General features: G+C 73.0%; 19 protein-coding genes. 7 read left to right on the top strand and 12 right to left on the bottom strand.

The genetic code is table 11. The annotated features are described in order from the left end of the window. The first annotated feature begins 89 nt into the window (after positions 1-89). Both L3X23_RS31425 and L3X23_RS31420 read left to right on the top strand, forming a co-directional pair. Positions 90-1,727 (top strand): acyl-CoA carboxylase subunit beta, encoded by a 1,638-nt coding sequence (locus L3X23_RS31425; protein ID WP_237196865.1) that lies wholly within the window; start codon positions 90-92, stop codon positions 1,725-1,727. Next, on the top strand, positions 1,724-1,963 hold the full coding sequence (locus L3X23_RS31420; protein WP_237196863.1) for an acyl-CoA carboxylase subunit epsilon: 240 nt from the start codon (positions 1,724-1,726) through the stop codon (positions 1,961-1,963). Before L3X23_RS31425 ends, L3X23_RS31420 begins: the two co-directional genes overlap by 4 nt. Before the next feature lie 170 nt (positions 1,964-2,133). On the opposite strand, the gene L3X23_RS31415 is transcribed toward L3X23_RS31420, so the two are convergent. The 10 genes from L3X23_RS31415 to L3X23_RS31370 all read right to left on the bottom strand — a co-directional run bounded on the left by L3X23_RS31415 (position 2,134) and on the right by L3X23_RS31370 (position 12,886). Then, positions 2,134-2,700 carry an ATP/GTP-binding protein gene (locus L3X23_RS31415; RefSeq protein ID WP_237196860.1) on the bottom strand — a complete coding sequence of 189 codons (567 nt, stop codon included), beginning with the start codon at positions 2,698-2,700 and terminating at the stop codon, positions 2,134-2,136. After that, a complete protein-coding gene (locus tag L3X23_RS31410; RefSeq protein ID WP_237196858.1) occupies positions 2,684-3,016 on the bottom strand; it encodes a DUF742 domain-containing protein in 333 nt (110 codons plus the stop codon). The genes L3X23_RS31415 and L3X23_RS31410 overlap by 17 nt, the downstream gene beginning before the upstream one ends. Positions 3,017-3,058: 42 nt before the next feature. After that, a complete protein-coding gene (locus L3X23_RS31405) occupies positions 3,059-3,460 on the bottom strand; it encodes a roadblock/LC7 domain-containing protein (protein ID WP_237196856.1) in 402 nt (133 codons plus the stop codon). Next, positions 3,457-5,784 carry an ATP-binding protein gene (locus L3X23_RS31400; protein ID WP_237196853.1) on the bottom strand — a complete coding sequence of 776 codons (2,328 nt, stop codon included), beginning with the start codon at positions 5,782-5,784 and terminating at the stop codon, positions 3,457-3,459. The genes L3X23_RS31405 and L3X23_RS31400 overlap by 4 nt, the downstream gene beginning before the upstream one ends. A 327-nt stretch (positions 5,785-6,111) precedes the next feature. Continuing rightward, positions 6,112-7,326: a VWA domain-containing protein gene (locus L3X23_RS31395; protein ID WP_237196851.1), complete on the bottom strand. Its 1,215-nt coding sequence runs from the start codon at positions 7,324-7,326 to the stop codon at positions 6,112-6,114. Further along, the gene (locus L3X23_RS31390; protein ID WP_374204950.1) at positions 7,319-8,215 is read right to left on the bottom strand and encodes an AAA family ATPase; all 897 of its coding nucleotides are present in this window, start codon (positions 8,213-8,215) and stop codon (positions 7,319-7,321) included. Before L3X23_RS31390 ends, L3X23_RS31395 begins: the two co-directional genes overlap by 8 nt. After that, the gene (locus tag L3X23_RS31385) at positions 8,212-9,105 is read right to left on the bottom strand and encodes an XdhC family protein (protein WP_237196849.1); all 894 of its coding nucleotides are present in this window, start codon (positions 9,103-9,105) and stop codon (positions 8,212-8,214) included. The genes L3X23_RS31390 and L3X23_RS31385 overlap by 4 nt, the downstream gene beginning before the upstream one ends. Before the next feature lie 13 nt (positions 9,106-9,118). Then, positions 9,119-11,512, bottom strand: coding sequence for an aerobic carbon-monoxide dehydrogenase large subunit (locus tag L3X23_RS31380; RefSeq protein WP_237196847.1), 2,394 nt, complete (start codon positions 11,510-11,512; stop codon positions 9,119-9,121). Further along, positions 11,509-11,997: a (2Fe-2S)-binding protein gene (locus tag L3X23_RS31375; RefSeq protein WP_237196846.1), complete on the bottom strand. Its 489-nt coding sequence runs from the start codon at positions 11,995-11,997 to the stop codon at positions 11,509-11,511. The genes L3X23_RS31380 and L3X23_RS31375 overlap by 4 nt, the downstream gene beginning before the upstream one ends. A 1-nt stretch (position 11,998) precedes the next feature. Next, positions 11,999-12,886, bottom strand: coding sequence for a xanthine dehydrogenase family protein subunit M (locus L3X23_RS31370; protein ID WP_237196844.1), 888 nt, complete (start codon positions 12,884-12,886; stop codon positions 11,999-12,001). Positions 12,887-13,025: 139 nt separating this feature from the next. Between L3X23_RS31370 and L3X23_RS31365 the strand changes: the two genes are divergently transcribed. Next, positions 13,026-13,970, top strand: coding sequence for a LysR family transcriptional regulator (locus L3X23_RS31365; RefSeq protein WP_237196843.1), 945 nt, complete (start codon positions 13,026-13,028; stop codon positions 13,968-13,970). A 14-nt stretch (positions 13,971-13,984) separates the two neighbouring features. On the opposite strand, the gene L3X23_RS31360 is transcribed toward L3X23_RS31365, so the two are convergent. Both L3X23_RS31360 and L3X23_RS31355 read right to left on the bottom strand, forming a co-directional pair. Beyond that, entirely contained in the window at positions 13,985-15,103 is a 1,119-nt protein-coding gene (locus L3X23_RS31360) for a nitric oxide synthase oxygenase (protein WP_308116991.1), read from the bottom strand. A gap of 247 nt (positions 15,104-15,350) precedes the next feature. Then, a complete protein-coding gene (locus L3X23_RS31355) occupies positions 15,351-15,848 on the bottom strand; it encodes a globin domain-containing protein (protein ID WP_237198167.1) in 498 nt (165 codons plus the stop codon). A 357-nt stretch (positions 15,849-16,205) separates the two neighbouring features. Here L3X23_RS31355 and L3X23_RS31350 point away from each other — a divergent pair, with 357 nt between their 5' ends. The 4 genes from L3X23_RS31350 (at position 16,206) to L3X23_RS31335 (ending at position 19,238) form a co-directional block, all read left to right on the top strand. Then, positions 16,206-16,823 (top strand): nucleoside triphosphate pyrophosphatase, encoded by a 618-nt coding sequence (locus L3X23_RS31350; protein ID WP_237196840.1) that lies wholly within the window; start codon positions 16,206-16,208, stop codon positions 16,821-16,823. Positions 16,824-16,870: 47 nt separating this feature from the next. Next, positions 16,871-17,758: a sulfurtransferase gene (locus L3X23_RS31345; protein WP_237196838.1), complete on the top strand. Its 888-nt coding sequence runs from the start codon at positions 16,871-16,873 to the stop codon at positions 17,756-17,758. After that, a complete protein-coding gene (locus L3X23_RS31340; protein ID WP_237196836.1) occupies positions 17,755-18,192 on the top strand; it encodes a SufE family protein in 438 nt (145 codons plus the stop codon). Before L3X23_RS31345 ends, L3X23_RS31340 begins: the two co-directional genes overlap by 4 nt. A gap of 113 nt (positions 18,193-18,305) precedes the next feature. Next, positions 18,306-19,238 carry a TIGR04222 domain-containing membrane protein gene (locus L3X23_RS31335; protein ID WP_237196834.1) on the top strand — a complete coding sequence of 311 codons (933 nt, stop codon included), beginning with the start codon at positions 18,306-18,308 and terminating at the stop codon, positions 19,236-19,238. Positions 19,239-19,257: the final 19 nt, after the last annotated feature.

The raw sequence follows: 19,257 nt of genomic DNA, 5'->3' as shown, positions 1-19,257 counted from the left end.
TTGCGCCGAACGAGCGACGGACGGTACGTGATGCAGACCGCTCCGACGAACCGGTCACGGGTGACTGTCTCAGGTTAAGGTCCGTGGTCATGAGCGCTGCAACGGAGCCGATGGGGGACCCGTCGAACGCCCCGGACGTCGAGCCGGACGTGCACACCACGGCGGGCAAGCTCGCCGACCTGTACCAGCGGTTCGCCGAGGCGCTGCCCTCGGAGGCGGCCGCCGAGCGCCAGCACGCCAAGGGCCGCAAGACCGCCCGCGAGCGGATCGACATGCTGCTGGACCCGGGCTCGTTCGTCGAGCTGGACGCGTTGGTGCGGCACCGCTCCACGAACTTCGGCATGGAGGCCAAGCGGCCCTTCGGCGACGGCGTGGTGACCGGCACGGGCACGATCGACGGCCGTCCGGTCGCGGTGTTCTCCCAGGACGCGACGGTCTTCGGCGGCTCGCTCGGCGAGGTCTACGGCGAGAAGATCGTCAAGGTCATGGACGTCGCGGCCAAGATCGGCTGCCCCGTGGTCGGGATCAACGACGGTGGCGGCGCGCGCATCCAGGAGGGTGTCGTCGCGCTGGGGCTCTACGGCGAGATCTTCGTACGGAACGTCCGGGCCTCCGGCGTGGTCCCGCAGATCTCGCTGATCATGGGCCCGTCGGCGGGCGGCGCGGTGTACTCCCCCGCGCTCACCGACTTCACCGTCATGGTCGACGAGACCTCGCACATGTTCATCACCGGGCCGGACGTCATCAAGACGGTCACCGGTGAGGACGTCGGCATGGAGGAGCTCGGCGGCGGCCGCGCCCACAACTCCAAGTCCGGGGTGGCGCACTACCTCGGCTCCGACGAGCAGGACGCGATCGACTACGTGAAGGAGCTGCTCTCCTTCCTCCCGTCGAACAACCTGTCCGAGCCGCCGACCTACCCGGCGCCGGAGCCCGTCGCGGGGTCCATCGAGGACGGGATCACCGACACCGACCGCGAGCTGGACACGCTCATCCCGGACTCGGTCAACACCCCGTACGACATCCGCGAGGTCATCACCCGCGTGGTCGACGAGGGTGAGTTCCTCGAGGTCCAGGAGCTGTGGGCGGCCAACATGGTCACCGGCTACGCCCGCGTGGAGGGCCGCTCGGTCGGGATCGTCGCGAACCAGCCGACGCAGCTCGCGGGCTGCCTGGACATCGACGCCTCCGAGAAGGCCGCGCGCTTCGTCCGCACCTGCGACGCGTTCAACATCCCGATCCTCACCTTCGTCGACGTCCCGGGCTTCCTGCCGGGCACCGACCAGGAGTGGAACGGCATCATCCGCCGCGGCGCCAAGCTGATCTACGCCTACGCGGAGGCCACCGTCCCGAAGGTCACCGTGATCACCCGCAAGGCCTACGGCGGCGCGTACGACGTCATGGGCTCCAAGCACCTCGGCGCCGACGTCAACATCGCCTGGCCGACCGCCCAGATCGCCGTCACCGGCGCGCAGGGCGCGGTGAACATCCTGTACCGCAAGGAGCTCAAGGGACTGGAGGGGGACGAGCTCGCCGCCAAGCGCGCCGAGCTGCAGCAGGACTACGAGGACACCCTCTGCAACCCCTACATCGCCGCGGACCGCGGGTACATCGACGCGGTCGTGCCGCCGTCGCACACCCGCGGGTACGTCGGGCGGTCGCTGCGGCTGCTCGCCACGAAGCAAGAGCAGGGCCCGGCGCGCAAGCACGGGAACATCCCGCTGTGAGCGAGTCCGTGGAGGAACAGACCCCGGAGGAGCGCCGCGCGTTGTTCCGGGTGGTCTCGGGCGATCCGTCGCCCGAGGAGCTGGCCGCGCTCACCGTCGTCCTCGCGGCGGCGACGAGTGGGGGCGAGGACCCCGCCCCGACGCCCCACAGCCTTTGGGGCCATCCGGCCGCGGGTGTCCGCAGGCCCCTCACGGTGGGCCCAGGCGCCTGGCGCGCCCAGGCCCTCCCCCGCTGAGCCGAAGGGCCACTTGGGCGGCCCAAGTGTCATTCCCTGGCACTTGGGCGGCCCGAGAGTCAGCGCCCGTCGACACTTGGGCGGCCCAAGTGTCATTCACTGACACTTGGGCCGCCCAAGTGGCTGCGGCGAGGGCGGACGACCAGGCCCACGTCGGGGGTCCCGGCGCGTCAGCCCGCGACGGCCGTGCGCGACAGCGCGTGGTCGACCAGCGCCACCAGCGACCTCAGGCTCGAGCCTGCCTCGCGGGCGTCCATCCAGACGACCGGTGTCTCGGGGGCGACCGCGAGTGCGTCCCGGACGTCGTCCTCGGTGTGGGCCTCAGAGCCAGGGAACCGGTTGACCCCGATGACGTACGGGATCCGCCGGTCCTCGAAGTAGTCGATCGCCGGGAAGCACTCGTCCACCCGACGCAGGTCGACCAGCACCACCGCCCCGACGGAGCCGCGGGCCAGCTCGTCCCACATGAACCAGAAGCGGGACTGCCCGGGCGTGCCGAAGAGGTACAGGATCAGCGAGTCGTCGACCGTGATCCGGCCGAAGTCCATGGCCACCGTCGTGGTGACCTTGTCCGGCACCGCGGCCGTCTCGTCCACCCCGATCGACGCCGAGGTCATCGGCTGCTCGGTGAGCAGCGGTGGGATCTCAGACAGCGATCGGACGAACGTCGTCTTGCCGACGCCGAAGCCGCCTGCCACGAGGATCTTGAGCGGGTACAGCTCACGCCGATCGCGCACGGAGTCCCTCCAACAGTCGCTCCAGGACTTCGGGCCCGGGTGTGCCGTCCCGATCGACCATCGGCCGGTGGACCGCGACATGGCCCGCATCGGCGAGGTCGCCCACCAGGACCCGGGCCACGCCCACCGGGACGTTCAGCACCGCGCCGATCTCGACCAGCGAGACGGGCGCCGTCGCCAGGCCGAGGATCGTCCGGTACTCGAGCTGGAGATCGGCGGCGTGGCGCCCTGACACGGTCACCGTGACGATCGACTCGAGGGGCAGCTCCTCCCCCGCGGACCGAGTCCGTCCCCCGGTGACTGCGAAGACCGGCACCACCCGCCCCGCAGACCCTCCCGAACCCCCGACGGCCACCGCTCAGCCACCGACGGGGTTGCGCGGCGCGGGGGTGAGCACATGACCCACCCGGGCGGCGAGCATCGTCATCTCGTAGCCGATCATGCCGATGTCGCAGGTCTTCGTCGCGTGCACGGCGAGCGTCGCACCCCGGCTGACGGCGGTGACGAACAGGTAGCCGGTCTCCATCTCCAGGATGGTCTGGTTGACCGCTCCCGCCTCGAGCAGGCGCGCCGTGCCCGTGGCCAGGCTGACCAGACCCGACGCCGCGGCCGAGAGCTGGTCGGCGAGGACGACGTCGACTCCGGGGGACACCGCGAGCCGCAGCCCGTCGCCCGAGACCACGATGGCGTTGAGCACTCCCGGAACGTCACGGGAGAACTCGACGAGCAGCCAGTCCAGCTGGCCGGTGGAGGTTCTCACGGGGCAGCACTCCTGTCGTTGTCGGCGTCGGCGGGTAGGGGCGTGCCGTTGCGGAGCTCCCCGTCCTGATGCTTCTCGGCGTCGGCCTGGGCCGCCTGTCTGCTGGACTGGTAGCGCGACAGCGCCCGGGCCGCCTCCGCGCCCGCGACGGGGTCGGTTGCGGGCGAGCTCCCCGAACGCGCGGCGGAGCGCAGCTCCGGCGCCAGCGAGGCCTGCGGCACGCGGCGGCGCAGCCCGCTGGAGCCGGTGGTCGCAGGCTCCGCCGAGCTCTCCCGGCGGGGGTGGGGGATGGTCGGGTCGGGCCCGGTCCGACCGTCGTCGTGAGTCCGGTCGTCGTGAGTCCGGTCGTCGTGAGTCCGGTCGTCGTGAGTCCGGTCGTCGTGAGTCCGGTCGTCGTGAGTCCGGTCGTCGCGGGCGGAACGGGGCGGCCCGGAAGCGTCCGGGACCGGGGTGGTGGCCGGGGCCTCCGGCACGACGCCGTCGCCGGTCCTGCCGGTGGTGTGCGGCCCGCGCGGGTGGTCGACCGCCGGCAGACCACCCATCGCTGCCGCGGGCTCCGGTCCTCCGGGGGCGAGGGCGGGCCGTTCACCGGACTCCTGCGGTGCCGGGCCACGGACACCCGGGTCCTGCCCGTTCCGGCCCCGGTCGGTGGCGACCGGGCTCGGGCGGTGGTGTCCGTTCACGCCCCGGGAGCCGGCGGGTGGTGACGCGGTGCTCCAGACGGGGGCCGGGGCGGCGCTGGGCGCCGCCTGACGATCCACCGGCGCCGGGTCCCACCAGCCGGACCAGTTCGCGCCGGGGGCCGCGGGCCGAGACGCGGGCTGCTGCGACGGTGGAGCCGTCCGCGGCCGGTCCGCCGGCGGCGGCGTCCACACCGCCGCAGCGGCCGCCGGCCGGTCCGTCGGCGGCGTCCACGCGGCCGCGGCGGCGATGCCGGGCAGCTCCACGCCGAGTGCACCGCGCTCGGCCTCGGCGCGGACCTCGTGGACCGCGTCGGCCCGGCGGGTCCGTTCCGGCCCGCTGCCGATGCCGCCGTGCGGCCCGGACTGTGGGTCGGAGACGAACAGCGCGGCGGGCAGCAGGACGACGGCGGTGAGCCCGGACCCCGGGGTGGCGCTCAGCGAGACCTCGATGCCGTGCCGCGCGGCCAGCCGGGCCACGACGTGGAACCCGAGGCGCTGCGCGACCGACAGGTCGACGTCCTGGGGACGCAGCAACAGCTCGTTGGCCGCGACCAGCTCGATCTCCGGCATGCTGACGCCCCAGTCCTCGACGGTCAGCACCTGACCACCCCCGTCGACCCGGTTGGGCCTGCTGTGGATCGTCACCGGGGTGTCGGGCGGGGAGAACCGGACCGCGTTCTCGGTGAGCTCGGCGAGCAGGTGGGTGAGGTCGGCGACGCAGTGGCCTGCGACGGCCACCCGGGCGTCCACGGAGAACTCGACGCGCTCGAGGTCCTCGGTCTCGGCGATCGCCGCGCGGACGACGTCCCGGATCGAGACCGGGGCGGCCCAGATCCGCGGGGGCTGCTCGCCGGAGAGGACCAGCAGGCTCTCCGCGTTGCGGCGGACCCGCGTGGCGAGGTGGTCGAGGGTGAACAGCTCGGCGAGGGCGTCCGGGTCCTCCTCCTTCTCCTCGAGCTGGTTGATGATGTCCAGCTGCCGGTAGAGCATCGCCTGGTTGCGACGGGCCAGGTTCACCAGCAGGTCCGAGGTGAACTGCCTGCGACCGTTCTCCACGTCGACCTCGGCGAGCTCACGCCCGAGTCGCTGCCTGGCGACCTGCTCGTCCTCGGTGACCCTGGCGAACACGATCCCGCCCACACTCGCGACGAGCAGGGCGCCACCGTGGATGAGGGCCCAGGTCCAGGGGCTCGCCTGCGCGGCGGGGTGGCTGAAGATCTGGTTCGGGTAGAACGTGGCCCCGATGCCGTGGCTGAGCACGGTGAACACCACGTTCCACAGCAACGGCACCCAGTCCTGGTAGAGCGCCAGCAACCCGACGATGACGAAGAAGTGGAAGTGCGCCTCGATGGAGCCGCCGGTCAGCCAGACCAACGCGATGGAGCAGTAGGACAGCCCCGCCGCGACGAGCGAGGACGCCACCCGCCGGGTCGGCACGACCCGCTCCACGAGCAGCAGCAGCGCGGGCGGCAGTGTGGCGAGCAGGATCTCCAGGGGCGCCCGGCCCAGCACCACCCCGAGGACCACGAACGCCGGCACGTGCAGCGCGAGCACCACCTCGATCAACCGGTGGCGCCGCCTCCAGGCCGCGTCGTCGAGCGTGGCGCCCGTCGGCAGCATCGCGGTCAGCTTCGTGAGCACTCGCGCACCCTTTCCTCGCTCCCGCTCCGAGGTGAGCGACGGCAGTCGTCCCGTGCGACCACCCGTCCGGGTGGACCTGTACACCACCGTCGGTGACGGCGACCCGCAAAGTACACCTCTCACTGCCCGAGACATTCCCACGTTCGCGTGACAGTCGGATGGGATCGGTACGCAAGCCCGATGGCCGCAGGCGGCCTACCGTTCGTCGCCCTCCGTGCTCGGTCGATCGCACACGCGCACCGCGACACCCGTGGCGGGCGCCGGTCAGAGGCGGATCCGGCGCGGAGCCGACCGTTCGGCGCCCTCGACTCCCCGCTGGGCTCTCGATCAGAGGTCTCCGCCCCGACGCGGCGCGACACGACGCTGTCCCGAGCGGTCCTCGCCCAACGCATCGACGAGGTCCGCCAAGGCGCGGAGGTCATGGGCACTCACCACGACGTCGCAGTACGGCCAGGCAGCCGCCATCCCGCCCGCCAACGGGCGGTAGCGCGGGTCGGCCGTTCGCGGATTCGCCCAGACGACCCGATGGGCCCGCCTGCGGAGCAGCGCCATCCGGAGGCCGAGCGCGGCCGGGTCCCCGGTCTCCCAGCCGTCGCTGACGATGAGGACGACCGCCCCGCGTACCGCGGCGCCTCCCCGGAAGCGCTGCAGCTCCGCGAGCGCGGGGGCGATCCGGGTCCCGCCCGACCAGTCCGGGACCAGCGCCGCCGCGCGACGCAACGCCACACCGGGGGTGCCACGGCGCAGCGCGGCGGTCAACCGGGTCAGCCGGGTCGCGAACGTGAACACCTCCGCGCGCTCGGTACCCGCCGCGCTGGAGAGCAGCAGCAGGACCGCCCGCGCGTAGGGCGCCATCGACCCCGAGATGTCGCAGAGGACGACCAGCCTGCGGGGCCGCACCCGCGGGCTGCGCCGGGCCAGGATGACCGGGTGGCCCGCGGTCCGACGGGCGTCGGCGAGGGTCCGGCGCATGTCGACGCGATCACCGTGCGCGGCCCGCCGGGTCCGCCGCGACCGACGTACCGGGAGCACGATCCGCAGCCTGCTCATCAGGTCCGCCAGCTGAGCGAGCTCGTCGGGATCCAGATCGGCGAAGTCCCTGGTCGCGAGCTGCTCGGCCGCAGATCCCCACACCGGCACCGCCGTCTCCCTGAGGTCCGAGGCGCCCGCGCGGGTGAGGTCCCCCGGGCCGCCGCCCGCGGAGGGCGCCGCGGCTCCGCGCTCCGGCTGCCGGGCGGCGGCGTCGGGCGGGTCCCGCGAGGGATCGCCACCCGGGTCGCCGCGCCGCACGTCGGGGGAGACGTCGTCGAGCGGGTCGCCGAAGACCGACGCGAAGACCCGGTCGAGGACCTCGAGCTGGTCGGGGCCGGACACCAGCGTCGCCCGGGCGCAGGCGTGCAGCCGAGGCATCGTGGCGGGCCCGACCGCGAGGACGGCGCGGGTGAACCGCTCGGCCCGATCGGCTCCGCCGGGCAGGCCCGCCGCGCGGCAGGCCGTCACGAACCGGGCCGCGAGCGCAGGCAGGTCGGGCGGGTCAGGCACGGTCGAGCAGCCCCGCGAACCCCACCGCGCGAACCGTGTCCAGGTCTTCAGGGTACTTCAGCACCGCGCCCGCGGTCCGGTCGGCCGCTGCCGCGTCGAGGTCGTCGAGGCCCAGGGCGGCGAGCGCCCGCGCCCAGTTCACCGCCTCGGCGACCCCCGGCGGCTTCAGCAGCTCGAGGCCCCGCAGCCGGTGTACCGCCCGCGACACCCGGGCGGCCAGCCAGGGACCGGTGTCGGGGACCCGGAGCCGGACGATCTCCTCCACCCGAGCGGTCTCCGGATAGCCGATCCAGTGGTAGAGGCAGCGGCGCTTGAGCGCGTCGTGCAGGTCCCGGGTGCGGTTCGAGGTCAGGACCGTCACCGGGGGAACGACCGCGCGCCGGGTGCCGAGCTCCGGCACGGTCACCGCGCCCTCCCCCAGCATCTCGAACAGGAACGCCTCGAACTCGTCGTCGGCGCGGTCGATCTCGTCGATCAGCAGCACCGCGGGCCGAGGCCCGGGATGGTCGACCGCGGCGAGCAGCGGCCGGGCCAGCAGGTAGTCGGGGGTGAACAGGTCGTCCTCGACCAGCCGGTCGCCGCGCCCCTCGGCGAGCCGGACCGCCAGCAGCTGTCGGGCATGGTTCCACTCGTAGAGCGCCTCGGCCGCGCCGATCCCCTCGTAGCACTGCAGCCGCAGCAGCGGGGTGTCGAGCACCGCCGCGACGGCGACGGCCGCCTGGGTCTTCCCGACCCCGGGCTCCCCCTCGAGCAGCAGAGGAAGCCTCAACCGGATGGCGAGGAACACCGCCGTCGCCAGGCCGTCCTCGGCCAGGTAGCCCGCGCCCGCCAGCCCGGCGGTGAGCGACTCGACGTCCGACGGCAGACCCGGTGCCACGCCGCCGGTCACCCGGTGTACCCCACCGGATCGGCGAGGAAGGCGTCCCGGCAGCCGGGACCGCAGAAGTAGACCGTCTGCGATCCGTGCACCACCGACTCGCTACCCGAGACCGCGGCGACCGTCATGCCGCACACCGGGTCGACCGCCCGGCTCGGCGGCCCGTCCGACGACGGGAGGGGGGCCCGCGCCCTCGGCCGCACCCCGAGCAGCTCTGCGTAGATCGACAGGGCGATCTCCGCGGGCGAGCGGGCACCGAGGTCCAGGCCCGCCGGTGCGTGCACGCGGGCCCGTTCCTCCTCGGTCACGTCCAGCCCGGCCAGCACCGCGACCGCACGGCGCCCGCTCGCGACGAGCGCGACGTACGGCACCCCCGCTCGCAGCGCCGCGGTGAGGACCACGGGCTCGTCCCTGCCGTGCGACGCGACGATCACCGCGTCGACGTCCGCGGGCAGGTCGGTGCCCACGCCGCGCACCTCGTGCTCGAGCGCCGCCCCCACCCGCACCAGCGCCTGCGCCACCGGGTCCGCACCGACCACGCCGACCAGCAGCGGCGGGAGCACCGACTCCAGGAAGATGTCCAGCGTCCCGCCCGACAGGCAGGGATTGGCCACGGTGCGCAGCCCCGGCACGGCCTGGTCCGCGCCGTCCGCGCCGTCCGGGGTGATCCGGAGCAGCCCGGACTCCCCGGCGGCCAGCAGCCGCAGGCCCTCGGCCCGCATGGTCGACTCCGCGCAGACTCCCCCGACGAAGCCCTCCAGGGTGCCGTCGGGCAACAGCAGCGCCGAGTCGCCCGGCCGCGCGCTGGTCGGGCGCTCGGCGCGGACGACCGTGGCCAGCACGTACGGCGTCCGCCGCCCGCGCAGCTCGTCCGCCCGGGTCAGCAGCCGACCGTCGGTCATCTCGGCCCCGCCCTCACGAGATGGCCAGGTCCGTGCGCAGCGGGTCGCCGCGCAAGGCCCGCCACACGGCGGCGGGGGTGAGGGGCATGTCCGCGTGCCGCACCCCGATGGCGTCGAGCACCGCGTTGACCACGGCGGGCGGTGACCCGACGGTCGCCGACTCACCGACGCCCTTCGCGCCGATCGGGTGGTGCGGCGACGGGGTGACGGTCTCACCCAGCTCCCACGAGGGGCACTCCATCGAGGTGGGCAGCAGATAGTCCATGAACGACGCCCCGAGGTGGTTGCCGTCCGGGTCGAAGGCCATGACCTCCATCAGGGCCATCCCGATGCCGTCGGCGAGCCCGCCGTGCACCTGTCCCTCGACGATCATCGGGTTGATCCGGACGCCACAGTCGTCCACGGCGACGAACCGCCGGACCGCCACCTGTCCGGTCCCCGGGTCGACGTCGACCACGCACACGTAGGCGCCACACGGGTAGGTCAGGTTCGGCGGGTTGTAGACGCACGTGGCGTCCAAGTGACCCTCGACCCCCTCGGGCAGCTCCAGGTCGGAATGCGCCGCCATGGCGATCTCGTTCATCGTCCGGACCGCCGCCGGATCGCCCTTGACGTGGAAGGCGCCCTTCTCCCACTCCAGGTCGTCGGCGGAGACCTCCAGCATGGCCGCGGCGACGATCTTGGCCCGTTCCCGGACCTTGCGGGCGACCATCGCGGTCGCCGCCCCGGAGACCGGTGTGGACCGCGAACCGTAGGTGCCCAGCCCGAACGGGGTCTGGTCGGTGTCGCCCTGGACGACCTCGATGTCGTCGGGTGAGATGCCGAGCTCCTCGGCGACGATCTGGGCGAAGGTCGTCTGGTGGCCCTGTCCCTGCGTCATGCAGGACAGCCGTAGCACGGCCTTGCCGGTCGGGTGCACCCGCAGCTCGGCCCCGTCGGCCATGCCGAGCCCGAGGATGTCCATCGTCCGCCGGGGGCCGGCGCCGACCGCCTCGGTGAAGAAGCTGAGCCCGATGCCCATCAGGGTGCCCGTGCCGTCGCGCTCGTAGGCGGCGCGCCGCTCGGCCTGCTCGCGGCGCAGCTGCGGGTACCCGGCCTTCTCCAGGGCCAGGGTCAGGGTCCTCGGGTAGTCGCCGGAGTCGTACTCCCAGCCCAGCGGGGTGGTGTACGGGAACTGCTCGGATCGCAACAGGTTGTTCATCCGCAGCTCGGCCGGGTCCCAGCCCTGGTCCTTCGCGAGCACGTCGACCAGGCGTTCCACCAGGTAGACCGCCTCGGTGATGCGGAACGAGCAGGCGTAGGCCACCCCACCCGGGGCCTTGTTCGTGTAGACGCCGGTCACCGAGCAGTGAGCGGCGGGCATGTCGTAGGAACCGGAGAAGACGTGGAACAGACCCGCGGGCATCTTCGAGGGCTGAGCGGTGCCGTTGAAGGCCCCGTGGTCGGCCAGCACCTTCACCCGGACCCCGAGGATCCTGCCGTCCGCGGTGGCCGCGATCTCGCCGTGCATGTGGTAGTCGCGGGCGAACGAGGTGCTCATCAGGTTCTCGGAGCGGTCCTCGACCCACTTCACCGGAGCACCCGCGACGATCGACCCGACGACCGCGCACACGTAACCGGGATAGATCCCGACCTTGTTGCCGAAACCGCCACCGATGTCGGGGGAGATGATCTGGATCTTGTGTTCGGGCAGCCCCGCCACCAGTGCGTATACCGTGCGATGCGCGTGCGGGGCCTGGGTGGTGGTGTAGACGGTGAGCTTCCCCGACACCGGGTCCATGCTCGCGATCGAGCCACAGGTCTCCATCGGAGCCGGGTGCGAGCGCGGGTAGAGCATGTCGCAGGTGGACACGACGTCGGCGCGGGCGAACACCTCGTCGGTGGCGGCGGCGTCGCCCGCCTCCCAGTCGAAGATGTGGTTGTCCGTGCGTCCGTCGAGATCGTCGCGGATGACCGGGGCCCCCGGGTCGAGCGCGGTGCGGGCGTCGACGACCGCGGGCAGCGGCTCGTACTCGACCTCGATCAGGCTGAGCGCGTCCCGGGCGGCGTAGCGGTCCTCCGCCACGACGAAGGCCACCTCCTGGCCCTGGAAGCGCACCTTGTCGGTGGCCAGGACCGCCTGCACGTCGTGGGAGAGGGTCGGCATCCAGGCCAGGCCGAGACCCGTCAGCGTCTCCCCGGTGACGACCGCGCGCACCTTGGGGTGTGCCTCGGCGGCGGAGGTGTCGATGGAGACGATCCGGGCATGGGCGTAGGGGCTGCGCAGGATCGCCGAGTGCAGCATCCCCGGCAGGGTGATGTCGTCGAGGTAGCGGCCCTTGCCCCGGATGAACCGGGCGTCCTCCTTGCGCCGCATGGACCCGTAGCCCATGGGCGTGGTGGCGGCGGCGTCGGTGGAGGCGGTCATGCCTGTGCTCCCTCGGTGCGGGCGGCCCGCTGCAGCTCGGCGGCGGCCCGGACGGAACGGACGATGTTCTCGTAGCCGGTGCAGCGGCAGATCTGGCCGGAGATGGCTTCGCGGACCGTCTCCTCGGACGGGTCCGGGTCGTGGTCGAGCAGCCACCTGCTCGTCATGAGCATCCCCGGGGTGCAGAAGCCACACTGCAGGCCGTGCTTGTCGGAGAAGCCCTGCTGGACGGGGTCGAGGCCCTCGGCGGTGGCCAGCCCCTCCACGGTGCGGACCTCGTGCCCGTCCGCCATCGCGGCGAGCACGGTGCAGGACTTGACGGGGACATCGTCGAGCCAGGTCACGCACGTGCCGCAGTTGGAGGTGTCGCAACCCCAGTGGGTGCCCGTCAGCCCGAGGGTGTCGCGCAGGAAGTGCACGAGCAGCAGCCGTGGCTCGATCTCGCGGACGTACTCGGTGCCGTTGACGACGACGGTGACCTGCATGTCAGCGCACCTCTCCGTGGGCAAGCCCGCGTGCCCGGGCCGCGGCGGTGCGAAGCGCCCTGGTCGTCAGCTCGCCCGCGAGGTGACGTTTGTAGTCCGCCGGCCCGCGCTGGTCGGCCGAGGGACGGCAGTGCTCCGCGGCCACCCGGCCCGCCGCGACGAACGACTCCTCGGTCGCGGGCCTGCCGCGGAGGAACTCCTCGGCCTCCGGGGCGGCGAAGTGCGCGGCGCCCACGGCGGTCAGCCCGATCCCGACGTCGGCGACCAGGTCACCGTCGGTCCACAGCGCCGCTCCGGCCGCGGCGACCGCCCAGTCCCCCACCCGGCGCTCGACCTTGGTGTAGGCGCTGCCCCCGCCGGGGCGGACCGGCACCTGGATCTCGAGCAGGATCTCGGCGTCGCCGACCGCCGTCTCGTACGGGCCGTCGTGGAAGTCGCGGACGTCCACCGTGCGCTCGCCGTCGAGCCCGCCGATGAGGACGGTCGCCCGCAGCGCGCTGAACGCGGCGGAGAGGTCCTCGGACGGGTCGGCCTGGCAGAGCGAACCGCCGACGGTGCCCCGGTTGCGCACGACCGGGTCGGCGATCACGCGCTCGGCGTCGCGCAGGATCGCGGCGTGCTCGGCAACCACCGCCGAGTCCAGCAGCTCCGCATGTCGGACCATCGCGCCGATCCGGAGCCGATCCCCCTCCAGCCGGATCCCGCCCAGCTCGGTGAGGCCGTTGATGTCGATCAAGGTCTCGGGGGCCGCGATGCGCAGCTTCATCATCGGCAGCAGGCTGTGCCCGCCTGCGACGAGGCGAGACTCCGGTCCGTAGCGGGTCAGCAGATCGAGGGCGTGTCGCACGCTCGTCGCTCGCTCGTACTCGAACTGGGCAGGCACCTGCACTGGCGCTCCCGAAGGTCGGACGCGGAGCCGTCCGGCCCGCGTCGGCGTGGTGGTGGACGAGATCCTGGCCGCGCGAGACACCCTCGGCAAGGGATCGATAACCCTTCACTTAAGAGCCTGCACGGGCCACTCTGACTGGATGACCTTAACCCAGTTGAGCGCGTTCGTGCTGGTCGCACGCTTGGGCTCCGTCCGGGCGGCGGCCACGACGCTCGGGGTCAGCGAGCCTGCCGTGTCACAGGCGATCTCCGCACTTCGGCGGCATTTCGGCGACCAGCTCCTCATCCGAGGAGAAAACGGCATGGTGCTCACCGCAGGTGGCCAACGGCTCGTGGGGATCGCGGCGCAGATGGTGGGACTGGGTGCCGAGGCGGAGTCCGCCGTCCGTTCGGCGCACGGCGCGCCCGAGCGACTGCGGCTCATCGCGCCGAGCGACGTCGTCGAGTTCGTGTCCGGGCCGCTCGCCGAGGCGTTCGGCGAACGGGCGGGCGGCCGGGTCGAGACGACCTCCGGGGTCGCCGGGGTCGCCGAGATGGCGGCGCTGCTGTCGCAGCGGCTGGCCGACGTGGCGCTCGGTCCGCAGCTGACCGACCGCAGCCTCGGGCTCGTCAGCGAACCGATCTTCCGCTGCAGGCTCGTCGTGCTCACCGGCCCCGGGGCCCCACCGAGTGGCGCCCCCACCCGGTGGCCCTGGCTCGTCGATCCCTCCGGCGCGGATCGAGACGGCGAGGTCGGCAGGCTGCTGAACCGGCTCGGGGTGCCGGAGACGCGGCTGCGCGTCTTCCCGAACCAGACGGCGGCCTGGGAGGCCGCGGCCCGGGGGGACGGGGTCGCCCCCGGCATCGCACACCTGGCCGCCCACCAGCTGCGACGAGGAGAGTTGCAGGTCGTCGAGCTCGCCGGCACCCCCACCGAGACCTGCTGGTACGCGACGACGTTGCCCCCGGAACGGCGCTCGGCCGCCGCGGGCTCGCTGCGCCGGTTCCTCGACACCCCCGACGCGATGCGCCTGCTGCGCGCGCCCGGCGCAGGCGTGCCGCCGTCGCGGTTCACGCCGCCGGTCTACGTGACGATCTGGAGCTGACCACGCCCGCAGGCTCAGCGGCGCCCGAACGGCGGCAGGAACGCGGGCCGGGCGTCGGGGTCCGGCGCGTCGTAGTACCGGTGGAAGACCGAGGTCGTGCCGCCGGAGATCGGCGGCACGATCCAGGACCAGTCGGCGGGGCATCGCCTGCCCGCCCGTTCCTCGCGACGAACGTGCATCAGGAACCGCTCGGACTCGGTGTGGTGGTCGGTCAGCGACACGCCGGCCGAGTCGAACGAGTGGTGCACGGCCCGGACCAGCTCGACCAGCGCACGATCCCGCCACAGCGTGCGGACCGACCGCGTGTCGAGGCCGAGCCCGGCGGCGATCGCGGGGAGCATGTCGTACCGGTCGGTGTCGGCGAGGTTGCGCGCACCGATCTCCGAACCCATGTAGTACCCGTTGAACGGCGCGGCCGGATACCGAACCCCGCCGATCTCCAGCGCCATGTCGCTGATCACCGGCACCGCGTGCCAGCGCAGCCCCAGCTCGTCGAACCACGGGTGCTCCGGGTGGCTGATCGGCACCTCGAGCACCACGTCGTCGGGGATCTCGTGGACGCCCGTGACACGGTCGGCACCGGTGACCACGAGCGGCAGGACGTCGAACCGACCCGGGGTCGCGGGTCGCCGCCACCCGGCCGCCTCGGCCTCGGCGGTGAGGTCGACCGTCCGAGGATCCCCGAGCACGGTGCCGTCCGGCTGTCGGTACCCGGCGTACCGGATGAGCTGCTCGTTGTGGATCCGGGGGCCGAGCCGCACCGGGCTGTCCGGCGCGAAGATCGTGATGCTCGAGCGGATGCTGCCGTCGCGCGTGCTCTCCGCGAGGTGGCGGACACACTCGAGCGCGACGTCAGGCCCCGCCGACACCGACCTGCGGTCGCGGACGTGCAGGCTGTTCCAGTAGAGCCTGCCGATGCACCGCGCCGAGTTGCGCCAGGCGACGCGGGCGCCGAAGAGCAGCTCGTCCGCCGAATGCTCGTAGGTCCCGGTCGCGTCGATCTCGGCACGGACCGCGGCGAGCCGGACCTCGTAGGGCACCGACGGGCTGACCTCCGCGTAGAACAGCCGGAGGAAGTCCTCGGCCGCGGCCAGGTCCACGGGCTCCACGGCCGGACGGACCGCACGGTCCACCTCCCGGACCGCGGTTCCTCGGCCCGAGTACGGGCACGAGCCCGTGAGCGCCGACCGGGACGTCGGCTGGGGGACGCGAGCCCCGTCGGCTGCGAGATCGGGCGCGTCGACGTGGGCACCGGCGAGAGCGGTCACGGGTTCCTCCGGCGGTCGCGGCGCGCGGGAGCGGTCCGTCCGCACGCCGAGGAGCCGTCGGCGTGCCTGACACGCCGACAGGGTGATGGAGCTGGCAGTGGGTCCGGGACCCTCAGGTCAGGGTCGTCCGCCCCACCCGGTGGCCGCCGCGGGACGGCGCCGCGCGCTGCGCGGGCACGGGGGTCTCGACCCGACCCGCATCCGCGATGGCGGCCCTGGCCCCCGCACACATGTGCCCGGTCACCCACTGGCAGACCGCGATCCACGACGAACTCAGGTAGCTGCTGTACTCCCAGCCCGCGACCTCCCGGACCGCCCGCGTGAGCGCGTGCGCCACGTAGAGGTAGTGCTTGGGCTCCACCTCGTAGCGGGTGTAGTGGTCCTGGCCCATCTGGTACAGCAGGACCTCGAGGTCGGCCGTGTCGACCGTCGTGAGCTGGGTGATGGCCGCCAGCAGTGTGTCGGACATCTTCTGCATCTGCTCGGTCATGTCCGGGGCGAACATCGGCCGCAGCCAGGGCGCCATCGCGAAGAGATGGCTGTAGAAGACCTCGGCGAGCCGGACCGGCCGGTCTGCGACCGCCTGGCACGAGGCGACGACGACGTCCATCACGTCCTGCGAGGGTCGACCACCCTGCCCCGCCCGCGAGCGGTTCCCGTCCTGCAGCGGATTCGAGCCTGAGCGCGCGACCAACGTGACTTCCCTTCGACCCGACACCACCAGCGGCCGGGACCGAGGGCCCGACGACTCGTCCATCGAACCCCGGTTGCGGAACGTTTCACAACCGTCGCGGTCCGTTGTCTCACCTCTCACGTCCGAAGAGGGGTCATCCGCCTCAGGATCGTGTGGGCCATTCGGCGTAACTACAAGGGAAGCATTCGTCTTCCGGCGCGGCGCCGCTCGGCGAGGACCCCTCAGCCGCGGGCACCGCCACCGGACGAGAGCGGCGGTTCCTACGCTGACCACGTGCGCCTCGTCCTCGCCTCCGCCTCCCCCGCCCGCCTGGCCGTCCTGCGGTCCGCAGGCCTCGATCCCGCGGTCCGGGTCTCGGACGTCGACGAGGACGCCCTGCTCGCCGCCATCCCGTCGGCCACGGCCGCGGAGAAGGTGACGCAGCTGGCCGCGGCCAAGGCGACCACCGTCGCGCGCACGCTGGGCGACGCCCTGGTGATCGGCTGCGACTCGATGCTGCACATCGACGGCGAGCTGGTCGGCAAGCCGCACAGCGCCGACGTGGCGCGCTCGCGGTGGCGGGCGATGGCGAGCCGCACCGGCGAGCTGGTGACCGGGCACGCGGTGCTCGAGGTCGTCGAGGGCGAGATCGAACGGGTGGCCGAGGGGCACGCCGTGACCACCGTGCGGTTCGGTAGCCCCACCGAGGCCGAGATCGAGGCCTACCTCGCGACCGGGGAGCCGCTCGCCGTCGCCGGGGCGTTCACGCTCGACGGGCTGGGCGGCTGGTTCGTCGACGGGATCGACGGCGATCCGTCCAACGTCATCGGCATCAGCCTGCCGCTCGTACGCAGGCTGCTGGGGTCGTTGGGGATCTCTCCCGTGGACCTGTGGACAACTCGCTCCGCTTGACGGTTCCCGGCGGCACCGAGAGGGCCGCCGGGACTATCGTCGCGAGCATGGCTGACAGTGATCCGGACCCCAAGCTCGCCGAGTACGCGCACCCCGAGCGGCTCGTCACCACCGGCTGGCTCGCCGAGCACCTCGGCGACCCGGACCTCGTGGTCGTCGAGTCGGACGAGGACGTGCTGCTCTACGACACCGGGCACATCCCAGGCGCCGTGAAGGTGGACTGGCACACCGAGCTCAACCACCCGGTGACCAGGGACTACGTCGATCCCGAGCAGTTCGCGCAGCTCTGCGGCGAGCGCGGCATCGCCCGCGAGACCACCGTGGTGTTCTACGGGGACCGCAACAACTGGTGGGCCACCTACGCGCTGTGGGTGTTCCGGCTCTTCGGCCACGAGGACGTCCGGATCCTCGACGGCGGGCGGGCCAAGTGGATCGCCGAGGGCCGCGAGACCACCACCGAGCAGCCCAAGCCGAACCCGGTCGAGTACCCGATCGTGGAGCGGGACGACATCGCCATCCGCGCCTTCAAGGAGGACGTGCTGGGCCACCTCGGCGGCCAGCTCGTGGACGTGCGGTCCCCCGGTGAGTACTCCGGCGAGCTGCTGCACATGCCGGACTATCCTCAGGAGGGTGCGGTCCGCGGTGGGCACGTGCCCGGGGCCGCGAGCGTGCCGTGGGCGCGGGCGGCGAACGAGGACGGCACCTTCAAGTCCCGCAAGGAGCTCTCCGAGATCTACGAGGACGAGCAGGGCCTGTCGAAGGACGCGCCGACCATCGCCTACTGCCGCATCGGCGAGCGCTCCAGCCACACCTGGTTCGTGCTGTCGTACCTGCTGGGCTTCGAGGGCGTCCGCAACTACGACGGCAGCTGGACCGAGTGGGGCAACTCGGTGCGGGTGCCGATCGCGCAGGGCCCCGAGCGAGGGTCTGCGTGAGCCTGACCCCGGCGCTGGAGGAGCTGGTCGAGGACTTCGGGTCGGTCGGCACCAAGGACAAGCTGCAGCTGCTGCTGGAGCTCAGCCAGGAGCTGCCCGCGCTCCCCGAGCGGTACGCGGACGCGGCGGACTCGATGGAACAGGTGCACGAGTGCCAGTCCCCGCTGTTCCTCGCCGTCGAGGTCGACTCCGACGCCGAGCAGCGCGTGCACCTGTTCTTCTCCGCCCCGCCGGAGGCGCCCACGACCCGGGGCTTCGCGTCGATCATGCACACCGGCCTGGACGGCGAGCCCGCCCGGACGGTGCTCGACGTGCCGGACGACTTCTACACCGCCCTCGGCCTCACCCAGGCCGTGAGCCCGCTGCGGATCCGGGGCATGGCCGCGATGCTCGCGCGGATCAAGCGGCAGGTCAGAGCGGCGGTCGGCGAGTAGGCGCCGAACCCTAAGGCTTCGTCAAAAACGTTCCGTCGTGGCCTGGGCCACCCCCATCCTGAGCGCGTCACCGAAGTCCCCCGAGGACGGGCGACGACACGGGGGTGGTTCAGATGAGACATGCACTCTCCGCTCCGGGCGACACCTGGGGCATCAGCGGCCCGACCTTCCTGCTGGTCTACACCGCGCTGGGCGTGGCCGTGCTGGTCGCCGGGACGCGTGAGCGCCGCAGGCTCGCGCGGGCCGACCGCACGGCGGCGCAGGGTCGGGACTGGGCGAACCTGCCCCAGGAGATCGCCTACCTCAACGGCGGCGCCGACCTGGCCGTCTACTCGGCGGTCAGCGCGCTGCACCTCGCCGGGGTCCTGCACCCGGCGGGCAAGGGACAGGTGCAGGCCGCCGGGCGGCTCGGCGCCGACGCGACACCGCTCGAGCGGGCCGTGCACTCCGCCGCGGTCACGCCGATCGCGCTGCGGCGGCTGCCGTTCCACAGCGCCGTCGCGGGGGCGCTGACCGCGACCCGGGAGCGGCTCGTCGCCGACGGGTTGCTGCTCACCCGCGAGCGCCGGGAGGCGATCCGCCGGGTCGGGCTGTGGATGCTGCTGGTGGCGGGGTTCGGGCTGGCCCGGATCGTCGCGGGCGTGGCGAACGCCCGCGCCGTCGGGTTCCTGGTGGTGCTGGTGATCGGCGCGGCCGTGATCAGCGTGATCTGGTTCGCGCGGGCCCCGGAGCGCACCTCGGCCGCAGGCCCGCTGCTGGCGGAGCTGCGCGGTCGGTTCGACGCCCTGCACCCCACGATGCGCCCGGACTGGGTCGCGAACGGCGCCCGCGCCGCCGCCGTGGCGGTGGCGGTGTTCGGGGTCGGGGCCCTCTGGGCCTCCGCCCCCGCCTTCGCGGACGAGCTGGAGCTGCAGAAGGCCGCGGCCCTCGGCGGGAGCAGCGGCGGATCCGCAGGCGGCTACGTCGACGGCGGGGGTGGCGGCAGCAGCTGCGGCGGGGGTGGCGGCGGCTGCGGAGGAGGGGGCGGCGGTGGCTGCGGCGGCTGACCCCGGTTCCGTGCGTCCG

The organism is Pseudonocardia sp. WMMC193 (assembly GCF_021728735.1).
In the GTDB taxonomy this organism is placed as follows: Bacteria; Actinomycetota; Actinomycetes; order Mycobacteriales; family Pseudonocardiaceae; genus Pseudonocardia; species Pseudonocardia oroxyli.
The sequence above is the reverse complement of the archived record's forward strand: the minus strand, read 5'-3'. Positions and strand labels throughout refer to the sequence as shown.